The following is a 16809-nucleotide window of genomic DNA, read 5'->3' as shown; positions in this document are numbered from 1 at the left end:
GCACTGTTTGGGCTAGGGGGTCATCCCGACTTACCAACCCCATGCAAACTCCGAATACCAGTAAGTACTATCCGGGAGACACACGGCGGGTGCTAACGTCCGTCGTGAAGAGGGAAACAACCCAGACCGCCGGCTAAGGTCCCAAAGTTCTGGTTAAGTGGGAAACGATGTGGGAAGGCTCAGACAGCTAGGATGTTGGCTTAGAAGCAGCCATCATTTAAAGAAAGCGTAATAGCTCACTAGTCGAGTCGGCCTGCGCGGAAGATGTAACGGGGCTCAAACCAGGCACCGAAGCCGCGGATTCACACTAAGTGTGAGTGGTAGGGGAGCGTTCTGTAAGTCTGCGAAGGTGTGTCGAGAGGCATGCTGGAGATATCAGAAGTGCGAATGCTGACGTAAGTAACGATAAAGGGGGTGAAAAGCCTCCTCGCCGGAAGACCAAGGGTTCCTGTCCAACGTTAATCGGGGCAGGGTGAGTCGACCCCTAAGGCGAGGCCGAAAGGCGTAGTCGATGGGAAGCAGGTTAATATTCCTGCACGACTTGTAATTGCGATGGGGGGACGGAGAAGGCTAGGTGGGCCAGGCGACGGTTGTCCTGGTGAAAGTGCGTAGGTGGTGTTTCTAGGCAAATCCGGAGACACAACACTGAGACACGAGACGAACGCACCACGGTGCGGAAGCCATTGATGCCCTGCTTCCAGGAAAAGCCTCTAAGCTTCAGATTACAAGTCATCGTACCCCAAACCGACACAGGTGGTCGGGTAGAGAATACCAAGGCGCTTGAGAGAACTCGGGTGAAGGAACTAGGCAAAATAGAACCGTAACTTCGGGAGAAGGTTCGCTCTTGTTGGTGAAGTCCCTTGCGGATGGAGCTGACGGGAGTCGCAGTGACCAGATGGCTGGGACTGTTTATCAAAAACACAGCACTCTGCAAACACGAAAGTGGACGTATAGGGTGTGACACCTGCCCGGTGCCGGAAGGTTAATTGATGGGGTTAGCGCAAGCGAAGCTCTTGATCGAAGCCCCGGTAAACGGCGGCCGTAACTATAACGGTCCTAAGGTAGCGAAATTCCTTGTCGGGTAAGTTCCGACCTGCACGAATGGTGTAACCATGGCCATGCTGTCTCCACCCGAGACTCAGTGAAATCGAATTCGCCGTGAAGATGCGGTGTACCCGCGGCTAGACGGAAAGACCCCGTGAACCTTTACTACAGCTTGGCACTGAACATTGAACCTACATGTGTAGGATAGGTGGGAGGCTTTGAAGGCGTGACGCCAGTTGCGCTGGAGCCGTCCTTGAAATACCACCCTTGTATGTTTGATGTTCTAACGCAGGGCCCTGAATCGGGCTCGCGGACAGTGCCTGGTGGGTAGTTTGACTGGGGCGGTCTCCTCCCAAAGAGTAACGGAGGAGCACGAAGGTTGGCTAATCCTGGTCGGACATCAGGAGGTTAGTGCAATGGCATAAGCCAGCTTAACTGCGAGACGGACAGGTCGAGCAGGTACGAAAGTAGGTCATAGTGATCCGGTGGTTCTGAATGGAAGGGCCATCGCTCAACGGATAAAAGGTACTCCGGGGATAACAGGCTGATACCGCCCAAGAGTTCATATCGACGGCGGTGTTTGGCACCTCGATGTCGGCTCATCACATCCTGGGGCTGAAGTCGGTCCCAAGGGTATGGCTGTTCGCCATTTAAAGTGGTACGCGAGCTGGGTTCAGAACGTCGTGAGACAGTTCGGTCCCTATCTGCCGTGGGCGTTGGATGATTGAAGGGAGTTGCTCCTAGTACGAGAGGACCGGAGTGAACGAACCTCTGGTGTTCGGGTTGTCACGCCAGTGGCACTGCCCGGTAGCTAAGTTCGGAATCGATAACCGCTGAAAGCATCTAAGCGGGAAGCGAGCCCTGAGATGAGTCATCCCTGACCCCTTGAGGGTCCTAAAGGGCCGTTGGAGACCACAACGTTGATAGGTGGGGTGTGTAAGCGCGGCGACGTGTTGAGCTAACCCATACTAATTACCCGTGAGGCTTAACCATACAACACCCAAGAAGTGTTCGAAGACTTGTAGCAAGTGCATGAACTACTTACAAATTCAGTGGTAATGACAAAGCAAACTAGCCGAGTTGTTATTCACGTCAGCTTTCTGGATTGAAGAATTTGCCTGGCGGCAATAGCGCAGTGGAACCACCTGACCCCATGCCGAACTCAGAAGTGAAACGCTGTAGCGCCGATGGTAGTGTGGCATTCGCCATGCGAGAGTAGGACACTGCCAGGCACCCAATTTCAAGATTACGCCCAGCGTGGTCTTTACCGGTTAGTGTGCTGATATGGCTCAGTCGGTAGAGCGCATCCTTGGTAAGGATGAGGTCCCCAGTTCGATTCTGGGTATCAGCACCATTTTCAAGTAGTAAAGCTTTTGCCTGACGGCAATAGCGCCGTGGAACCACCTGATCCCATGCCGAACTCAGAAGTGAAACGCGGTAGCGCCGATGGTAGTGTGGCATTCGCCATGCGAGAGTAGGACACTGTCAGGCACCTATTCAGAAGAGGCCTCCCATTCGGGAGGCCTTTTTGCATTTCAGCCACCTCTTCCTCACCCCTTCTGCCGGTGTTTTAGTAAAAATACTGGGCTATCAAGGGATTGATCATTACCCTCTAGGCGTTGCCGACCAACAGGTGAGGCTGCCAGCGAGGTATTGATGGCTACGTTGAAGGAAATTGCGCAGGAGGCGGGCGTCTCGCTCGCCACGGTATCCCGGGTACTGAACGAGGATCCCAGCCTGAGCGTCAAGGAAGAGACCAGGCAGAAGATCGTCGAGATCGCCGAGCGGTTGGAGTACAAGACCAGCAGCGCCCGCAAGGGCATCCACAAGGGCAGGCTGCACTTCCTGTCCGTCTATGCCTACCCGCAGAGTACCGAGGTCAACGATCCCTACTACCTCGCCATTCGCTACGGTATCGAGACCCAGTGTGCCCGCCTCAATATCGAGCTCACGCATTGTTATCACGGTGGCGAAGGGCGTGAGCTCCCCGCTGTCGACGGCATCCTGGTGGTGGGGAGTCTCACCCCGGAGCGTCTGGTCCAGTTGCAGCACAGCTCTCCCCAGCTGGTTTTCATCGATTGCCGCTCCCAGAGGGAGTTCGACTCAGTAGACGTGGATCTGGCGCTGATCAGCCAGCAGGTGGTGGATTTCTTTGTCGCCCAGGGGCATAGGCGCATCGGCTATATTGGTGGCCAGCATGATGGCCCGGATCTGCGTGAGCTGGCCTTCACCGATTACGGTCGGCGGCTGGGGGTGGTGCAGGAGCAGGATCTCTATCGCGGCGATTTCTCCAGTGCCTCCGGCTATCGGCTGGCGAGGGAGATGCTGGCCGGTGACTGGCCCAGTGCGCTCTTCGTCGCCTCCGACTCCATCGCCATCGGGGTGCTGAGGGCCATCCACGAGAAGGGGCTGGCCATTCCCCAGCAGATTGCGCTCATCAGCGTCAACGATATCCCGACTGCCAGGTTCACCTTCCCGCCGCTCTCCACGGTGCGGATCCACTCCGAGCTGATGGGCTCCCAGGGGGTCAATCTGCTGGTCGAGCGGTTGCGCGACGAGCGCGACATTCCGCTGCGGGTGTTGGTACCGAGCAAGCTGACACTGCGCGGTACTACAGGCTGATTTTAGTGAAAGATGCTCTGTTTTAGTCGCCGCCATGGAGTGACATGTCGCCTGCCCCATGGGCACGGGCCGGCATATTTGATTTCCCTGCCACTGCGAGTTGTCGCTCAACTTTGCGCCTCCCACTTATCGGGGTAAGCTGGGGATTCGTTTCAACAGGAGCTGTGCCACAGCTCCTGTTGTGTTTCCTGTCGTCCCCGATCACCGGCCCCGCACGGGGACGGGATCTGCTTTCACCGGAGACCGCTCGTGCGTCTGGATCCCTTTACCTCTGTACTGATCGTGGTGGTCGCGCTGGCCTCCTTCTTCCCCTGCGAGGGGCAGGTGGCCGTCTGGTTCGGTCTGCTAACCAAGCTGGCGGTGGCGCTGCTCTTCTTCATGCATGGCGCCAAGCTGTCGCGCCAGAACCTGCTGGCGGGCCTCGGCCACTGGCGGCTGCACCTGGTGGTGATGGCCAGCACCTTCGTGCTGTTTCCGCTGTTGGGGCTGCTGCTCACGCCGCTGGTGCCCCACTGGCTGAGCCCGGCCATCTACCTCGGCTTCCTCTACCTCTGCGCCCTGCCCGCCACCGTGCAATCGGCCATCGCCTTCACCTCCATGGCCGGCGGCAATGTGTCGGCGGCGGTGTGCAGCGCCTCGGCCTCCAGCATTCTCGGCATCTTCCTCTCGCCGGTGCTGGTGGGGCTGATGATCAATGTGCAAGGGGAGGGGGTCGATACCTGGCACTCCATTCAGGCCATCATGGTGCAGCTGATGCTGCCGTTCGTGGTGGGCCACCTGTCGCGCCCGCTCATCGGTCGCTGGGTCGACAGCCACCGGCCGCTCATTGGCAAGCTGGATCAAAGCTCCATCCTGCTGGTGGTCTATGTGGCCTTCAGCGAGGCGGTGGTGCAGGGGATCTGGCACCAGGTCGGCTGGTACGATCTGGCCAGCATAGTGCTGCTGAGCTGCGTGCTGCTGGTGCTGGTGCTGGGCTGGAACGTCTGGATCAGCCGTCGCCTCGGTTTCAACAGGGCGGACGAGATCACCATCGTCTTCTGCGGCTCCAAGAAGAGCCTGGCCAACGGGGTGCCCATGGCCAACGTCATGTTCCCGGCCGCCAGCGTCGGCGTCATGGTGCTGCCGCTGATGATCTTCCACCAGATCCAGCTGATGGTGTGCGCCGTGCTGGCCCGCCGTTACCGCGAGCATGAGGCCGTGCCCCAGGCTCAGCAGGGGTAAGCCTGTCGGGCAAAAAGAGAGGGAGGCCATGGGCCTCCCTCTTTCGTTTGCCGCGTCGTCAGCGTTTGCGCCAGACGGTGAGCTGGGCCACCGTGTGCTGGTACTTGCGGGCGGTCTCGCGGATGACGAAGGGGACGTCTCGCGGTGGCATGTGCTCCTCGAACTCCTCCGCCAGCAGCCGTTGCAGCGCCTGATAGGTGCCGAGGGCCTCGCCGTTTTCCCGGATGCCGCCGAGCCAGTTGGCCCTGGGGGTGTAGTCGATCAGCCAGGTGTAGGGGCTGGTGAGCACCAGCAGGCCGCCGCTGCGCAGGCGAGGGGCGATGTCCCGCAGGAAGCGGGCGGGCTCCCGCAGCCGGTCAATCAGGTTGGAGGCGAGCACCAGATCGTAGTCCGCATACTTGGGCTTGAGGTTGCAGGCATCCCCCTGGCTGAAGTGGACGCGATCGGCCTGCTCGCGGCCGAGCTCGTGGCGGGAGAGGCGCGCCTCGCAATATTCCACCAGCTCTCCTTCCACCGGCACCGCATAGCGGAAGCTGTCCTGTCTTGCCAGGGTCAGGGCCACGTCGATGAAGCGGGCCGAGTAGTCGACCCCGTCCACGTGGGCGAAGCGGCGAGCCAGTTCGAAGCTGGCGCGGCCGGTGGCGCAGCCGATGTCCAGCGCCCGCTCATGGCGACTGCACAGCTCGCTGGCAAGACCGGCCAGGGTCTGGGCGTAGTTGGCGACCCCGAAGTGGCTCGGGCCGTACTGGAAGTCGAGGTACTGAGCGACGAGCGTGTCGGTTTCATAGGGGTTCACGATGACGGGCTCCTGATGGCGTGAGACCAGGTAGCGGAAGCCCGCGTGCTGGAAGAAGTGGCGACGGAAGGCGTAGCGGGAGGACTTGATCGCCTCGTTGCCGGTGCTGATCCAGCTCCCGCCCTTGATGAGGGTGTGCTTGCCGTCGAAGGTGGGGGTGGAGAAGTCGTCGTAGAGGGGATGCACCTTGAATCCCTCGAAGCCGTCGATGGCGGTGCTGGTCCACTGCCAGACGTTGCCCACCAGATCGAAGAAGCTCCCCTGGGGGCAGGCATCCACCGGGCAGGACGACGCGAAGCGGGCCAGGTTGATGTTGCCGGGGGCCTCCATCCAGTCCGGCTGATCGCCGGCCAGTTGCTCCCGCAGCAGCATCCACTCCCCCTCGCTTGGCAACTGGACGGGCAGACCGGTCTGATCCGCCTTCCAGCGGCAGAAGGCGGCGGCCTCCAGCTGGTTCACCTCCACTGGCCAGTCCCAGGGCATGGGAACCTGCGCGGTCATCAGCCGCAGTTGCAACTGCTCGGGTTCATTGGGATCGCCGACCCAGAAGGTGGGCATGCGGGCCCTGGCATACTGGCGCCAGCCCCGGCCCTCGTCGTCCCACCAGGCGGGCGCTTCATATCCGCCCGCCTGCACGAAGGCCAGATACTCGGCGTTGCTCACCAGCATGCGGCTGGCCTGGAAGGGGGCCAGCTCGATGTGGCGCTCGCCGTATTCGTTGTCCCAGCCGTAGGTGGCATCCTGTTTGCCGAGGCGCACCCGGCCGCCGGCGACCGGCAGCAGGGTGTTGGCGGGCACCTCGTCACGGCGATGGCGCGCCTCGGGGCAGACCGGCCACTGGGGCTGGCTGCGCACCCAGGCCAGGGGCAGCTGGCGGATCAGCACGCTGGAGGTCTCGAGATGGATGCGCTCGTGCTCTATGCCCATCAGGATGACCCAGGCCGGACTCTGCCAGCCGATGGGCAGGGTCAGCGGCATCCGCTCGATGAAACCACACACCAGATCCCGCACATGGCCGCGGTAGTCACGCAGCTCTGCCACCGTGGGCCAGTCGTAGTGGGTCTCGTCCAGATCGTCCCAGCTCATCTCGTCCACCCCGATGGCGACCAGGGCCTCGATGCGGGGGTCGAGCCGGCCCTCGATGAGGCGGGCCGCCAGCAGCTTGTTGACGAAGAAGGCGGCGGTATGGCCGTAGTAGAAGATGAGCGGGTGGCGCAGGGGGATCGCCTTGTTGAACCAGGCCCGCTCGTCGGCCAGGCAGTCGAACAGCGAGTCGTAGAGATCGAAGGTCTGGCAGAAGTAGGCGAGCAGCTCACGGCGTTTCTGCTCGGGATCCTCGCCGGTCAAGAGCGGGGTCCGGGTCGGGGCGGGCAGGCCCGGGGTGGCGAATGGGTGGCTGGCTTGGGTCACGCTCGGACTCCTTGTTGGTATGCGTCGATGGAGTGCTCTATACGCACCAAGTATCACTATTGGCTCAACGAACCGGGGCGGCAACCAAAAAGTGCCGCCAGTGTGTCGATCGGGCACCATGTTCGGGTGTGGTCAGTTTTACCAAATTATGGTCTGAATGACTCTCTATAATGGGTTATCAATGGTGTGAGAAATCAATTTTCATCTTTAAATCATATATTTATTTTCATGGCATGGGGTTTGCTAATGTGATTCACCCTGTCGCCCAGGTCAAGGGGGCCTGGTACGACAGGAACACGACGAGGAGAGTGTGGATGAGATGGATGCTGGGAGTGGTGCTGGCCCTGGGACTGATCGGATGCAGCTGGCAGGATGACGTCAAGGTGCGCGGGGAGGGGGCCGTGGTGGAGCAGCAGCATCCCCTGGGGCGGGAGGTGACCCGGGTGCTGGCGGGCGTGCCCGCCAACCTGTACCTGGTGGCGGGGGAGAGCCACACCCTCAGGGTCAAGGGAGAGGCCAACCTGCTGCCCTACCTGGTGCTCACCGAGAAGGGGGAGAAGCTGGAGATCGAGGTCAAGGAGGGTTACCGGCTCGACCCCACCCAGCCGCTGGAGATCACCATCACCCTGCCGACGCTGCACGAGTTGGCGCTGGCGGGCATTGGCAACGGCTCCTTGCGCGACTTCAAGGGGGATGATCTGGTGCTCTCTCTCGCAGGCACGGGGGACATAGTCGCCACCGGGCTGACGCTGGATCGGCTGGAGGGCAACATCGCCGGGCTGGGCAACCTGGATCTGGGGCAGGGCACCGCCCGGGTGATGGCGCTGAACATCGCCGGCGCCGGTGGCGTCAAGGGGGCCGGGCTCGCCAGTCAGGAGGTCGAGGTGAGCATAGCCGGCAGTGGCGAGGTCGAGGTGCGGGCCCAGTCGCGGCTCAAGGTAGAGATCGCCGGTGCCGGTGCGGTCAGCTACTGGGGCAGCCCCGAGCTGACCAGCGAGATCGCGGGCTCGGGTCAGGTGAGCCGGTTGGGGAGCTGATCCCCGGCGATGAAAACCCGTCATCAAGAAGGCCCCGCGGGGCCTTTTTTCATGTGGCTTGGCAGCGCTCCGCTTGCCCGCGTCAATCCCGGGCCGGTTCGCCCAGGTGGCTGGCGTGAAAGCGCAGGTGCGCCTCGATGAAGCTCGCCACGAAGTAGTAGCTGTGATCGTAACCGGGGTGGCGGTTGAGCGCGAGGGGCCACTCACGGGTGGCGGCCACTTCGGCCAGGGTGTCGATGCCGAGCTGCTCCGCCAGGAAGGGGTCGTCCAGCCCCACATCCACCAGGGTCGGCAGGGGCGGGCTGTCGTGGTGGCGCAGCAGCTGGCAGGCATCCCACTCCTGCCACAGCAGGGGGTTGTTGCCGAGGTAGGCGCCGAGCGCCTTCTGGCCCCAGGGGCAGCGACTCGGGTGGCTGATGGGGCTGAAGGCCGACACGGATCGGTAGCGGCCGGGCTCGCGCAGGGCGGCGATGAGGGCGCCGTGGCCCCCCATGGAGTGGCCGCTGATGGCGCGCCGGGTCGAGACCGGGAAGTGGGTCTCGATGAGCTCGGGCAGCTCCCGGGTGACGTAGTCATACATCTGGTAGTGATCCCGCCAGGGGGTCTGGGTGGCGTTGACGTAGAAACCCGCCCCCATGCCGAGATCGTAGCCGGGATCGTCCGGGATCCCCTCGCCGCGTGGACTGGTGTCCGGTGCCACCAGGGCGATGCCGAGTTCGGCGGCGATGCGCTGGGCCCCGGCTTTTTGCATGAAGTTCTCGTCAGTGCAGGTGAGGCCGCTGAGCCAGTAGAGCACGGGTACCTTCTGGCCGGTGAGGGCCTGGGGTGGCAGGTAGATGGCGAAACGCATCTCACACCCCAGCACATTGGAGCGGTGGCGATACTGCTTGTGCCAGCCGCCGAAGCTCTTGTTGCTGCTGATGATGTCCAGATTCATGTAAGGACTCCTTGCCCCGCCCATGCATCGATGGGCGGGGCGCTCATGGGATCAGTAGTGGATGACGGTGCGGATGCTCTTGCCTTCGTGCATCAGATCGAACGCCTCGTTGATCTGCTCGAGGGGCATGGTGTGGGTGATGAAGTCGTCCAGGCGGAACTCCCCCTTCATGTAGCGCTGTACGTAGCTCGGCAGTTCGCTGCGACCACGCACGCCGCCGAAGGCGCTGCCGCGCCACACCCGGCCGGTGACCAGCTGGAATGGACGGGTGCTGATCTCCTGGCCCGCGCCGGCCACGCCGATGATGACCGACTCGCCCCAGCCCTTGTGGCAGCACTCCAGCGCCGCGCGCATCACCTTGACGTTGCCGATGCACTCGAAGGAGAAGTCGACACCGCCGTCGGTCAGCTCGACGATCACCTCCTGGATGGGCTTGTCGAACGTGTTCGGGTTGATGCAGTCGGTGGCGCCCAGCTTGCGGGCAAGTTCGAACTTGTTCTCGTTGATGTCGATGGCGATGATGCGGCCGGCCTTGGCGAGGCGGGCGCCGATCACGGCGGAGAGGCCTATGCCCCCCAGCCCGAAGATGGCGACGCTCTCACCCTCTTTCACCTTGGCGGTGTTCATCACGGCGCCGATGCCGGTGGTGACGCCGCAGCCCAGCAGGCAGACCTCTTCCAGCGGGGCGGCCGGATCCACCTTGGCGATGGAGATCTCCGGCAGTACCGTGTATTCGCTGAAGGTGGAGGTGCCCATGTAGTGATAGATGGGCTGGCCGTCCTTGGAGAAGCGGGTGGTGCCGTCCGGCATCAGCCCCTTGCCCTGGGTGGCGCGGATCTTCTGGCACAGGTTGGTCTTGCCGGATTTGCAGAACTTGCACTCGCCGCATTCCGGGGTGTAGAGGGGGATCACGTGATCGCCGACCTTGACGCTGGTGACGCCCTCGCCGATGGACTCGACGATGCCGCCACCCTCGTGGCCCAGGATGCAGGGGAAGACCCCTTCCGGATCTTCACCGGAGAGGGTGAAGGCATCGGTGTGGCAGACGCCGGTGGCGACGATGCGCACCCGCACCTCGCCCGCCTGGGGCGGCATGACCTCGACCTCTTCGATGGAGAGGGGCTGACCCGGTCCCCAGGCGATGGCGGCCTTGCACTTGATGCTCTGAACCTGTGCCATGAATGACGTCCTCGTAGTGGTTGGATGAACGGAAATGAGTTCGGAGATCCAGTGTAGTTTTCCGCCGATTTGGTGATAATAACGCTAAGTATCAAATCACTTTTACACACAGGTAATAATGTTCGGCTGGGAAGGGGTCTGTGAATTTGTCAGCGTGGCGGAGCAGGGGGGCTTCACCCCGGCCGCGCGCAAGCTCGGGGTGTCGGTGGCCCAGGTGAGCCGCCAGGTGGCGCAACTGGAGGACAGGCTGCAGGCCAAGCTGCTGCTGCGTACCACCCGCCAGGTGCGTCTCACCGAACTCGGGGAGATCTATTTTCGCCACTGCCGCCAACTGCTGGACAACCTCTACGAGGCGGAGCTGGCGGTGGGGCGCCATCAGGCGGTGCCGCAAGGTTCCTTGCGCATCACGGCCCCGGTCTCCTACGGCGAGAGCCGCATCGCGCCCCTGGTGAACGACTTCATGGTGCGCTTTCCCCAGCTGGAGGTGACCCTGAACCTCACCAACCAGCTGCTGGATCTGGTGCACGAGGGGTACGATCTCGCCATCCGTCTCGGCCACCTCAAGGACTCGACCCTGGTGGCCCGCAAGCTGGCGCAGCGGGTGCCCTATGTGTGCGCCTCGCCGGCCTACACCGCCCGTCACGGCATGCCCAACAGCCTCTCGGAGCTGGCCCGTCACACCTGTCTGGTGGGCAACGGGGACGAGTGGCACTTCACCCTGAACGGTAAACCCCACAGCGTGCGGGTGCGCGGCCTGCTGCAGTGCAACAGCGGCCACGCCCTGCTGGATGCGGCCATCAAGGGGATCGGCATCATCCAGCTGCCGGACTACTACGTGAGCGACCACCTGGCCCGGGGGGAGCTCATCGAGCTGCTGCCGGAGCTGCGTGCCCCCGAGGAGGGGATCTGGGCCCTCTATCCCCACAACCGCCACCTCTCCCCCAAGGTGCGGCTGCTGGTGGACTATCTGGCCGAGCGCCTCAGCGATCCCCATCAGCCCGCCCTGGTGCGGCCCATCGGCTGACTCTCTGATAACAGACGCCCCCATCAGGTGCTGGAAAGCAGATGTTGAAGCAGGCCATCGCTGTGGGGACCGTCCCCCCCAGCCTTGCAACACCTTTCGCTTCCCATGACCTGGCGCCAGCGTCCTGTTGCTCAACAGGCGCTGGCCGCTCCCCATCCGATGATGTCATGGATCACCCATGCCGGCCCGTCGCTGCTGCCCCTGGCTATCCGCGCCGGCATGGCACAGTTTGACTCCCTTTGTCAGCCCCCCAGGTCAGGGCCGCACGCCGCCTCTGCGGCGGGCACGCTGCGCAGGTTCCCCTCGCCAGCACAAAGCTCCGTCAGACTCCCTCATGCCGGCGCAGTAGACAGCAGATCCTGCCGCGGCCCCCACCGGACGGAGGGATGGCCGCACCAGACGGGCAAGTCCACACCCATTTACCCTTGGCTAGACTGGCCAGGTCGTCTTATGACACCCATTTGGCACACATGCCCGCAACACTATCTGGAAGGATCCGATATGAAACCCTTGTTGACCGCCCTCTTGCTCCCCCTGCTGCCCCTCGCCGCACAGGCCGCCGACCCCGTCTGGATCACGATCGGTGCCGACAGCGGCGTCGAGCTCAAGCAGGTCAAGGCCAAGCCGGCTCCCCTGTTCAGCGCCAACGGCGCCCCGATCCAGCTGGCCCAGGTCGAGGCGAGCGAACTCGGCACCCTCTCCCACCTGATGCACGAAGGTCATCAGCGCTGCGGCGGCTACGTGGTGCACAGCACCCTGGCCGACGCCCTGCAGAGCATGGCCCAGCCCATCAGCCAGAACCTGTTCAGTGCCCCGCCGCTGACCCAGGGGGCCAGCGTCAACCGGCTGCTGCCCTATCTGGATCAGGGCAACATAGCCGGCACCATCGGCCAGCTCGCCAGCTGGCGCAACCGCTACTACACCACCACCACAGGGGTGCAGTCGGCAGACTGGGTAGCCGGCCAGTGGCAGACCCTGAGCGCCGCCCTGCCCTGGGCCAGCGTCAGCCGGGTCAAGCACAGCGGCTATCCACAGCAATCCGTGGTACTGACCCTCAAGGGCAGCCGCTACCCGGACGAAGTGGTGGTGCTCGGCGGTCACCTCGACTCCACCGCGGGTTCGGCACCCAACAGCCGCACCCTGGCCCCCGGCGCCGACGACGATGCCTCCGGCATCGCCACCCTGACCGAGGTGCTGAGGGTCATCGCCGAGCAGGGTCGCCAGCCGGAGCGCACCCTGCAGTTCATCGGCTATGCGGCGGAAGAGGTGGGGCTGCGGGGCTCCAAGGACATCGCCACCCGCTACAAGGCGGCCAACACCAAGGTGCTGGCGGCGCTGCAGCTGGACATGACCAACTACCAGGGCTCGGCGGAAGATATCGTCTTCATGACCGATTACACCGACCAGGGGCTGACCGGCTATCTGGCCCAGCTGCTCGACGCCTATCTGCCCCAGATCCGCTACGGCTACGACAGCTGCGGTTACGGCTGCTCGGATCACGCCTCCTGGCACAATCAGGGCTACCCGGCCGCCATGCCGTTCGAGTCGCGCTTCAACGACTACAACCCCAATATTCACACCGCCCAGGATACCTTGCAGAATTCCGATCCCTCGGCTGCCCACGCCCTCAAGTTCGCCCAGCTGGCCACCAGCTTCGCCATCGAGATGGGCAAGATAAACTGAGGCGTCAGGGGCAATGAGGCACGCAAAAAAAGGCCCACTTCCGTGGGCCTTTTGCATTCTTGGCAGGGGCGGGAAGCTATTCCCGTTCCTTGACGTAGGGGGTGCCGAGCGCCTTGGGTGCCACCGCCTTGCCGATGAAGCCGGCCAGCAGGAACACGGTCAGAATGTAAGGCAGCGCCTCTATGGCCTGTACCGGGATCGGGAAGTCGCCGATGCTGACCCCCTGCAACCGGATGGCGACGGCATCGAGGAAGCCGAACAGCAGGCAGGCCGCCATGGCGTTCCAGGGGCGCCACTTGCCGAACACCAGGGCAGCCAGTGCCATGAAGCCCTTGCCCGCGCTCATGTTCGGGATGAACTGGGCGGTCTGGGCCACCGCCAGGTAGGTGCCGCCGATGCCTGCCAGCAGGCCGCCGATGATGAGCGCCGTGTAGCGCATGCGCACCACGGAGATGCCGGCGGTATCGACCGCGGCCGGGGCCTCGCCCACGGCGCGCAGGCGCAGGCCGAAGCGGGTGCGGAACAGCACCCACCAGGCCAGCGGCACGGCGGCGAAGGCCACGTACTCCAGCAGGGAGTGGCCGCTCAAGAGCTCGCTGTAGAGCTGGCCGATGACGGGCACGTCGTACAGCTCCTTGGCGTAGGGCAGGTCGATGGGGGCGAAGCGGGCGTCACCGGACAGTGCCGGGGTCTGGCCGCCCTGATCGAACCAGTAACGGCCCAGGGTCACGGTCAGGCCGGCCGCCAGTATGTTGATGGCCATGCCGCTCACCACCTGATCACCGCGGTGGGTGATGGTGGCGAAGCCGTGCATCAGGGCGAACAGGATGGAGATCCCCACCCCGACGCCGAGCCCGATCCAGGCCGAGCCGGTGACGGCGGCGGCGGCCGCGCTCGCGAAGGCGGAGGCCAGCAGCTTGCCCTCCAGGGCGATGTTGACCACCCCGGAGCGTTCACAGAACATCCCGGCCATGGCGGCCAGAATGAGCGGCGGTGCGGTGCGTATAGTGGCATCCAGCATCAATATCAGGGTTTCAAACATGGCTTGGACTCCCTTCTACGCACAGAACATTCCTGTCATGCATGGCGGCCAGAATAAGCGGCGGTGCAGTACGGATGGTGGCATCCAGCATCAATATCAGGGTTTCGAACATGGTCAGGCTCCTTTGACTTGCGCGGCTGAGCGGTTGGCGAAGGCCAGGTAGGCCTGCTCGATGCGCGGGCGCAGCATGTGCTCCAGGGCGCCGCAGAACAGGATCACCAGACCCTGCAGCACCACCACTATGTTGCGGTCCACCCCGAACTCGAAGCTGAGCTCGGCGCCGCCCTGATAGAGGAAGCCGAACAGCAGGCTGGCGATGATGACGCCGACCGGGTGGTTGCGCCCCATCAGGGCCACCGCGATGCCGGTGAAGCCGAAGCCCTCCACGAAGTTCAGCTTGATCTGGTGCAGCTCGCCCTGCAGCACGTTGAGGGCGAAGAAGCCCGCCAGCATGCCGGAGATCACCATGGCCAGGATCACCACCTTGGGATAGGAGATGCCCGCATAGGCGGAGGCGCTCTGGCTGGCGCCGACCGAGCGGATCTCGTAGCCCCAGCGGGTATGCCAGATGAAGACCCAGACCAGCAGCGCGCAGATCAGCGCCCAGAAGAAGCTGATGTTGAGCGGGCTGTTGGGCATCTCCATGCCGAAACCGGCCGCCAGTTCACTCATTTTCGGCAGCCAGCTCGCCACGGCGAACACCTTGCTCTCGGTGGCCATGGAGCCCGCCGGCTTGAAGATGTCCACCAGCAGGTAGGCCATCAAGGAGGCCGCGATGAAGTTGAACATGATGGTGGTGATGACGATGTGGCTGCCGCGCTTGGCTTGCAGCCAGGCCGGGATGAAGGCCCAGGCCGCACCGAACAGACCGCCGGCAATGATGGCGAGCGGCAGCAGCAGGGCGAACGGCAAGACGTCGCCGAGCAGCAGGCAGACCAGACCGACGCCGAGGCCGCCGATATAGGCCTGCCCCTCACCGCCGATGTTGAACAGGCCGGCGTGGAAGGCCACCGCCACCGCCAGACCGGTGAAGATGAAGCCGGTGGCGTAGTAGAGGGTGAAGCCTATCCCCTCGCCGGTGCCGAAGGCGCCATACCACATGATCTCGGCGGCATCGATCGGGCTGATGTCGAGGTAATAGAACAGGATGGCCGACACCAGGAAGGCCAGCAGTATGTTGATCGCGGGCAGGACGCCCACGGAAATCCAGGCGGGAACACGTGCTTGGCTCATGGGCGAGCCTCCTTGGCAATCTCGTCGGGAATGATGTTAGCCATCATCAGACCTATGGTGCGTTCATCGGCCTTGGCGCCGTCCAGCTCGCCGACGATGCGACCGTCGGCGATGACCAGGATACGGTCGGAGAGGCTCATGATCTCGTCCAGCTCCACCGACACCAGCAGCACGGCCTTGCCCTTGTCGCGCATGGCGATGATCTGCTGGTGGATGTACTCGATGGCGCCGATATCGACCCCGCGGGTCGGCTGGCCGACCAGCAGCACATCCGGGTCCTGCTCCACTTCCCGGGCGATCACCAGCTTCTGCTGGTTGCCGCCGGAGAAGTTCGCGGTCTTGTGCTCGGGATGGGGCGGGCGCACGTCCCACTTGTCCATCTTGGCCTGGCAATCCTGGCGGATCGCCTCCTTGTTCTGCAGCCAGCCCTTGTTGTACTGGGCGCGCTGGTGGTAGCCGAGGATGAAGGCCTCTTTCGCCTCGAAGCGGTTGATCAGCCCCATCTTGTGGCGATCTTCCGGGATGTGGCCGAGGCCGAAGTTGCGCACCTGCTCCGGGTTGGCCGGGCGGGAGGGATCGACCAGGTGGGCCTTGCCGTCACCCAGGATGCTGAAGCTGCCCTTGCTGGGCTTGATGATGCCGCCGAGCAGGCTGAGCAGCTCGGACTGGCCGTTGCCGGAGACGCCGGCGATGCCGACCACTTCCCCGGCCCGTACCTCGAAGCTGGCGGACTTGACCCGCTCCACGCCGGCGTCGTCCACGTAGCTGAGGCCCTCGACCTTGAGCTTGGCCTCGCCCGGGTGGGCGGTGCCCTTGTCGACCTTGAGGCGCACCTTGCGGCCCACCATCAGCTCGGCGAGCTGCTCCTTGTCGGTATCCTTGGTGGCGACGTGGGCCACCATCTCACCGCGGCGCATGATGGAGACCTGATCCGTGATGGCCAGGATCTCCCGCAGCTTGTGGGTGATGATGATGACGGTGGTGCCCTGATCCCGCAGCTTCTTGAGCACCTCGAACAGGTGATCCGCCTCTTGCGGGGTCAGCACCCCGGTCGGCTCGTCCAGGATCAGGATACGGGCGCCGCGATAGAGCGCCTTGAGGATCTCGACCCGCTGCTGCAGGCCCACCGGCAGATCCTCGATCTTCTCGTGCAGCGGCACCTCGAGACCGTAGTCCCGCGCCAGCTCGCCGAGCAGCTTCTCGGCCGCGCCCAGGCTCTTGCCCAGATGCCAGCCGTTTTCCGCGCCGAGGATCACGTTCTCCAGCACGGTGAAGTTGTTCACCAGCATAAAGTGCTGGTGCACCATGCCCACGCCTGCGGCGATCGCATCCTGTGAGCCATGGGGTTTGAAGGGGTGACCGTCGATCAGCATCTCGCCTCTGTCGGCGTGGTAGAAACCGTAGATGATGCTCATCAGCGTCGACTTGCCGGCGCCATTTTCGCCGACGATGCCGTGAATGCTGCCTTTACGAACCTTGAGGTCGATCTGCTTGTTGGCGTAAACCTCGCCAAAGCGCTTATCGATACCTCTTAATTCGATGGCATAGCGATCTGTCTGGTCCATGATGCAGGTCCTTGCG

The 16809-nt window shown here is 63.3% G+C and carries 11 protein-coding genes, 1 tRNA gene and 3 rRNA genes (1 of these 15 cut by a window edge); 9 read left to right on the top strand and 6 right to left on the bottom strand.

The window, feature by feature from the left end:
* The 6 genes from R2B70_RS19345 to R2B70_RS19320 form a co-directional block, all read left to right on the top strand.
* Nucleotides 1–2037 (top strand): 23S ribosomal RNA (locus R2B70_RS19345) (it extends 852 nt beyond the left edge of the window).
* Between the two features lie 124 nt (nucleotides 2038–2161).
* Nucleotides 2162–2276 (top strand): 5S ribosomal RNA (gene rrf / locus R2B70_RS19340).
* A gap of 46 nt (nucleotides 2277–2322) precedes the next feature.
* Nucleotides 2323–2398 (top strand) — tRNA-Thr (locus R2B70_RS19335).
* A gap of 22 nt (nucleotides 2399–2420) precedes the next feature.
* Nucleotides 2421–2535 (top strand): 5S ribosomal RNA (rrf, locus tag R2B70_RS19330).
* Between the two features lie 165 nt (nucleotides 2536–2700).
* Nucleotides 2701–3666, top strand: coding sequence for a transcriptional regulator EbgR (gene ebgR, locus R2B70_RS19325; protein WP_318162256.1), 966 nt, complete (start codon nucleotides 2701–2703; stop codon nucleotides 3664–3666).
* Nucleotides 3667–3915: 249 nt separating this feature from the next.
* Complete coding sequence (locus tag R2B70_RS19320; RefSeq protein WP_318162255.1) at nucleotides 3916–4887, top strand: bile acid:sodium symporter family protein; 972 nt, start codon at nucleotides 3916–3918, stop codon at nucleotides 4885–4887.
* A gap of 58 nt (nucleotides 4888–4945) precedes the next feature.
* Here the strand turns inward: R2B70_RS19320 and ovoA are convergent, their stop codons facing one another.
* Nucleotides 4946–7093: a 5-histidylcysteine sulfoxide synthase gene (gene ovoA, locus R2B70_RS19315; protein WP_318162254.1), complete on the bottom strand. Its 2148-nt coding sequence runs from the start codon at nucleotides 7091–7093 to the stop codon at nucleotides 4946–4948.
* Between the two features lie 314 nt (nucleotides 7094–7407).
* Between ovoA and R2B70_RS19310 the strand changes: the two genes are divergently transcribed.
* A complete protein-coding gene (locus tag R2B70_RS19310; protein ID WP_209794833.1) occupies nucleotides 7408–8130 on the top strand; it encodes a GIN domain-containing protein in 723 nt (240 codons plus the stop codon).
* A gap of 82 nt (nucleotides 8131–8212) precedes the next feature.
* Here the strand turns inward: R2B70_RS19310 and fghA are convergent, their stop codons facing one another.
* Together fghA and R2B70_RS19300 are read right to left on the bottom strand one after the other, a co-directional pair.
* Entirely contained in the window at nucleotides 8213–9067 is an 855-nt protein-coding gene (gene fghA / locus R2B70_RS19305; protein WP_318162253.1) for an S-formylglutathione hydrolase, read from the bottom strand.
* Between the two features lie 51 nt (nucleotides 9068–9118).
* Nucleotides 9119–10246 (bottom strand): S-(hydroxymethyl)glutathione dehydrogenase/class III alcohol dehydrogenase, encoded by a 1128-nt coding sequence (locus tag R2B70_RS19300; RefSeq protein WP_318162252.1) that lies wholly within the window; start codon nucleotides 10244–10246, stop codon nucleotides 9119–9121.
* A gap of 118 nt (nucleotides 10247–10364) precedes the next feature.
* On the opposite strand from R2B70_RS19300, the gene R2B70_RS19295 reads away from it, so the two are divergent.
* Together R2B70_RS19295 and R2B70_RS19290 are read left to right on the top strand one after the other, a co-directional pair.
* Nucleotides 10365–11270, top strand: coding sequence for a LysR substrate-binding domain-containing protein (locus R2B70_RS19295; RefSeq protein ID WP_216991290.1), 906 nt, complete (start codon nucleotides 10365–10367; stop codon nucleotides 11268–11270).
* A 501-nt stretch (nucleotides 11271–11771) separates the two neighbouring features.
* The gene (locus tag R2B70_RS19290) at nucleotides 11772–12953 is read left to right on the top strand and encodes a M28 family metallopeptidase (protein ID WP_318162251.1); all 1182 of its coding nucleotides are present in this window, start codon (nucleotides 11772–11774) and stop codon (nucleotides 12951–12953) included.
* Between the two features lie 76 nt (nucleotides 12954–13029).
* Here the strand turns inward: R2B70_RS19290 and R2B70_RS19285 are convergent, their stop codons facing one another.
* The 3 genes from R2B70_RS19285 to R2B70_RS19275 all read right to left on the bottom strand — a co-directional run bounded on the left by R2B70_RS19285 (nucleotide 13030) and on the right by R2B70_RS19275 (nucleotide 16793).
* The gene (locus tag R2B70_RS19285) at nucleotides 13030–13995 is read right to left on the bottom strand and encodes an ABC transporter permease (RefSeq protein ID WP_042075866.1); all 966 of its coding nucleotides are present in this window, start codon (nucleotides 13993–13995) and stop codon (nucleotides 13030–13032) included.
* Between the two features lie 114 nt (nucleotides 13996–14109).
* On the bottom strand, nucleotides 14110–15228 hold the full coding sequence (locus R2B70_RS19280) for an ABC transporter permease (RefSeq protein WP_209794836.1): 1119 nt from the start codon (nucleotides 15226–15228) through the stop codon (nucleotides 14110–14112).
* Nucleotides 15225–16793, bottom strand: a complete 1569-nt coding sequence (locus tag R2B70_RS19275) for an ABC transporter ATP-binding protein (RefSeq protein WP_318162250.1) — start codon at nucleotides 16791–16793, stop codon at nucleotides 15225–15227. Before R2B70_RS19275 ends, R2B70_RS19280 begins: the two co-directional genes overlap by 4 nt.
* Nucleotides 16794–16809 lie beyond the last annotated feature (16 nt).

The sequence above is a fragment of the Aeromonas sp. XH genome (assembly GCF_033348475.1).
GTDB classification, from domain to species: Bacteria; Pseudomonadota; Gammaproteobacteria; order Enterobacterales; family Aeromonadaceae; genus Aeromonas; species Aeromonas sanarellii.
This window is presented reverse-complemented; position numbering and strand designations above follow the sequence as displayed.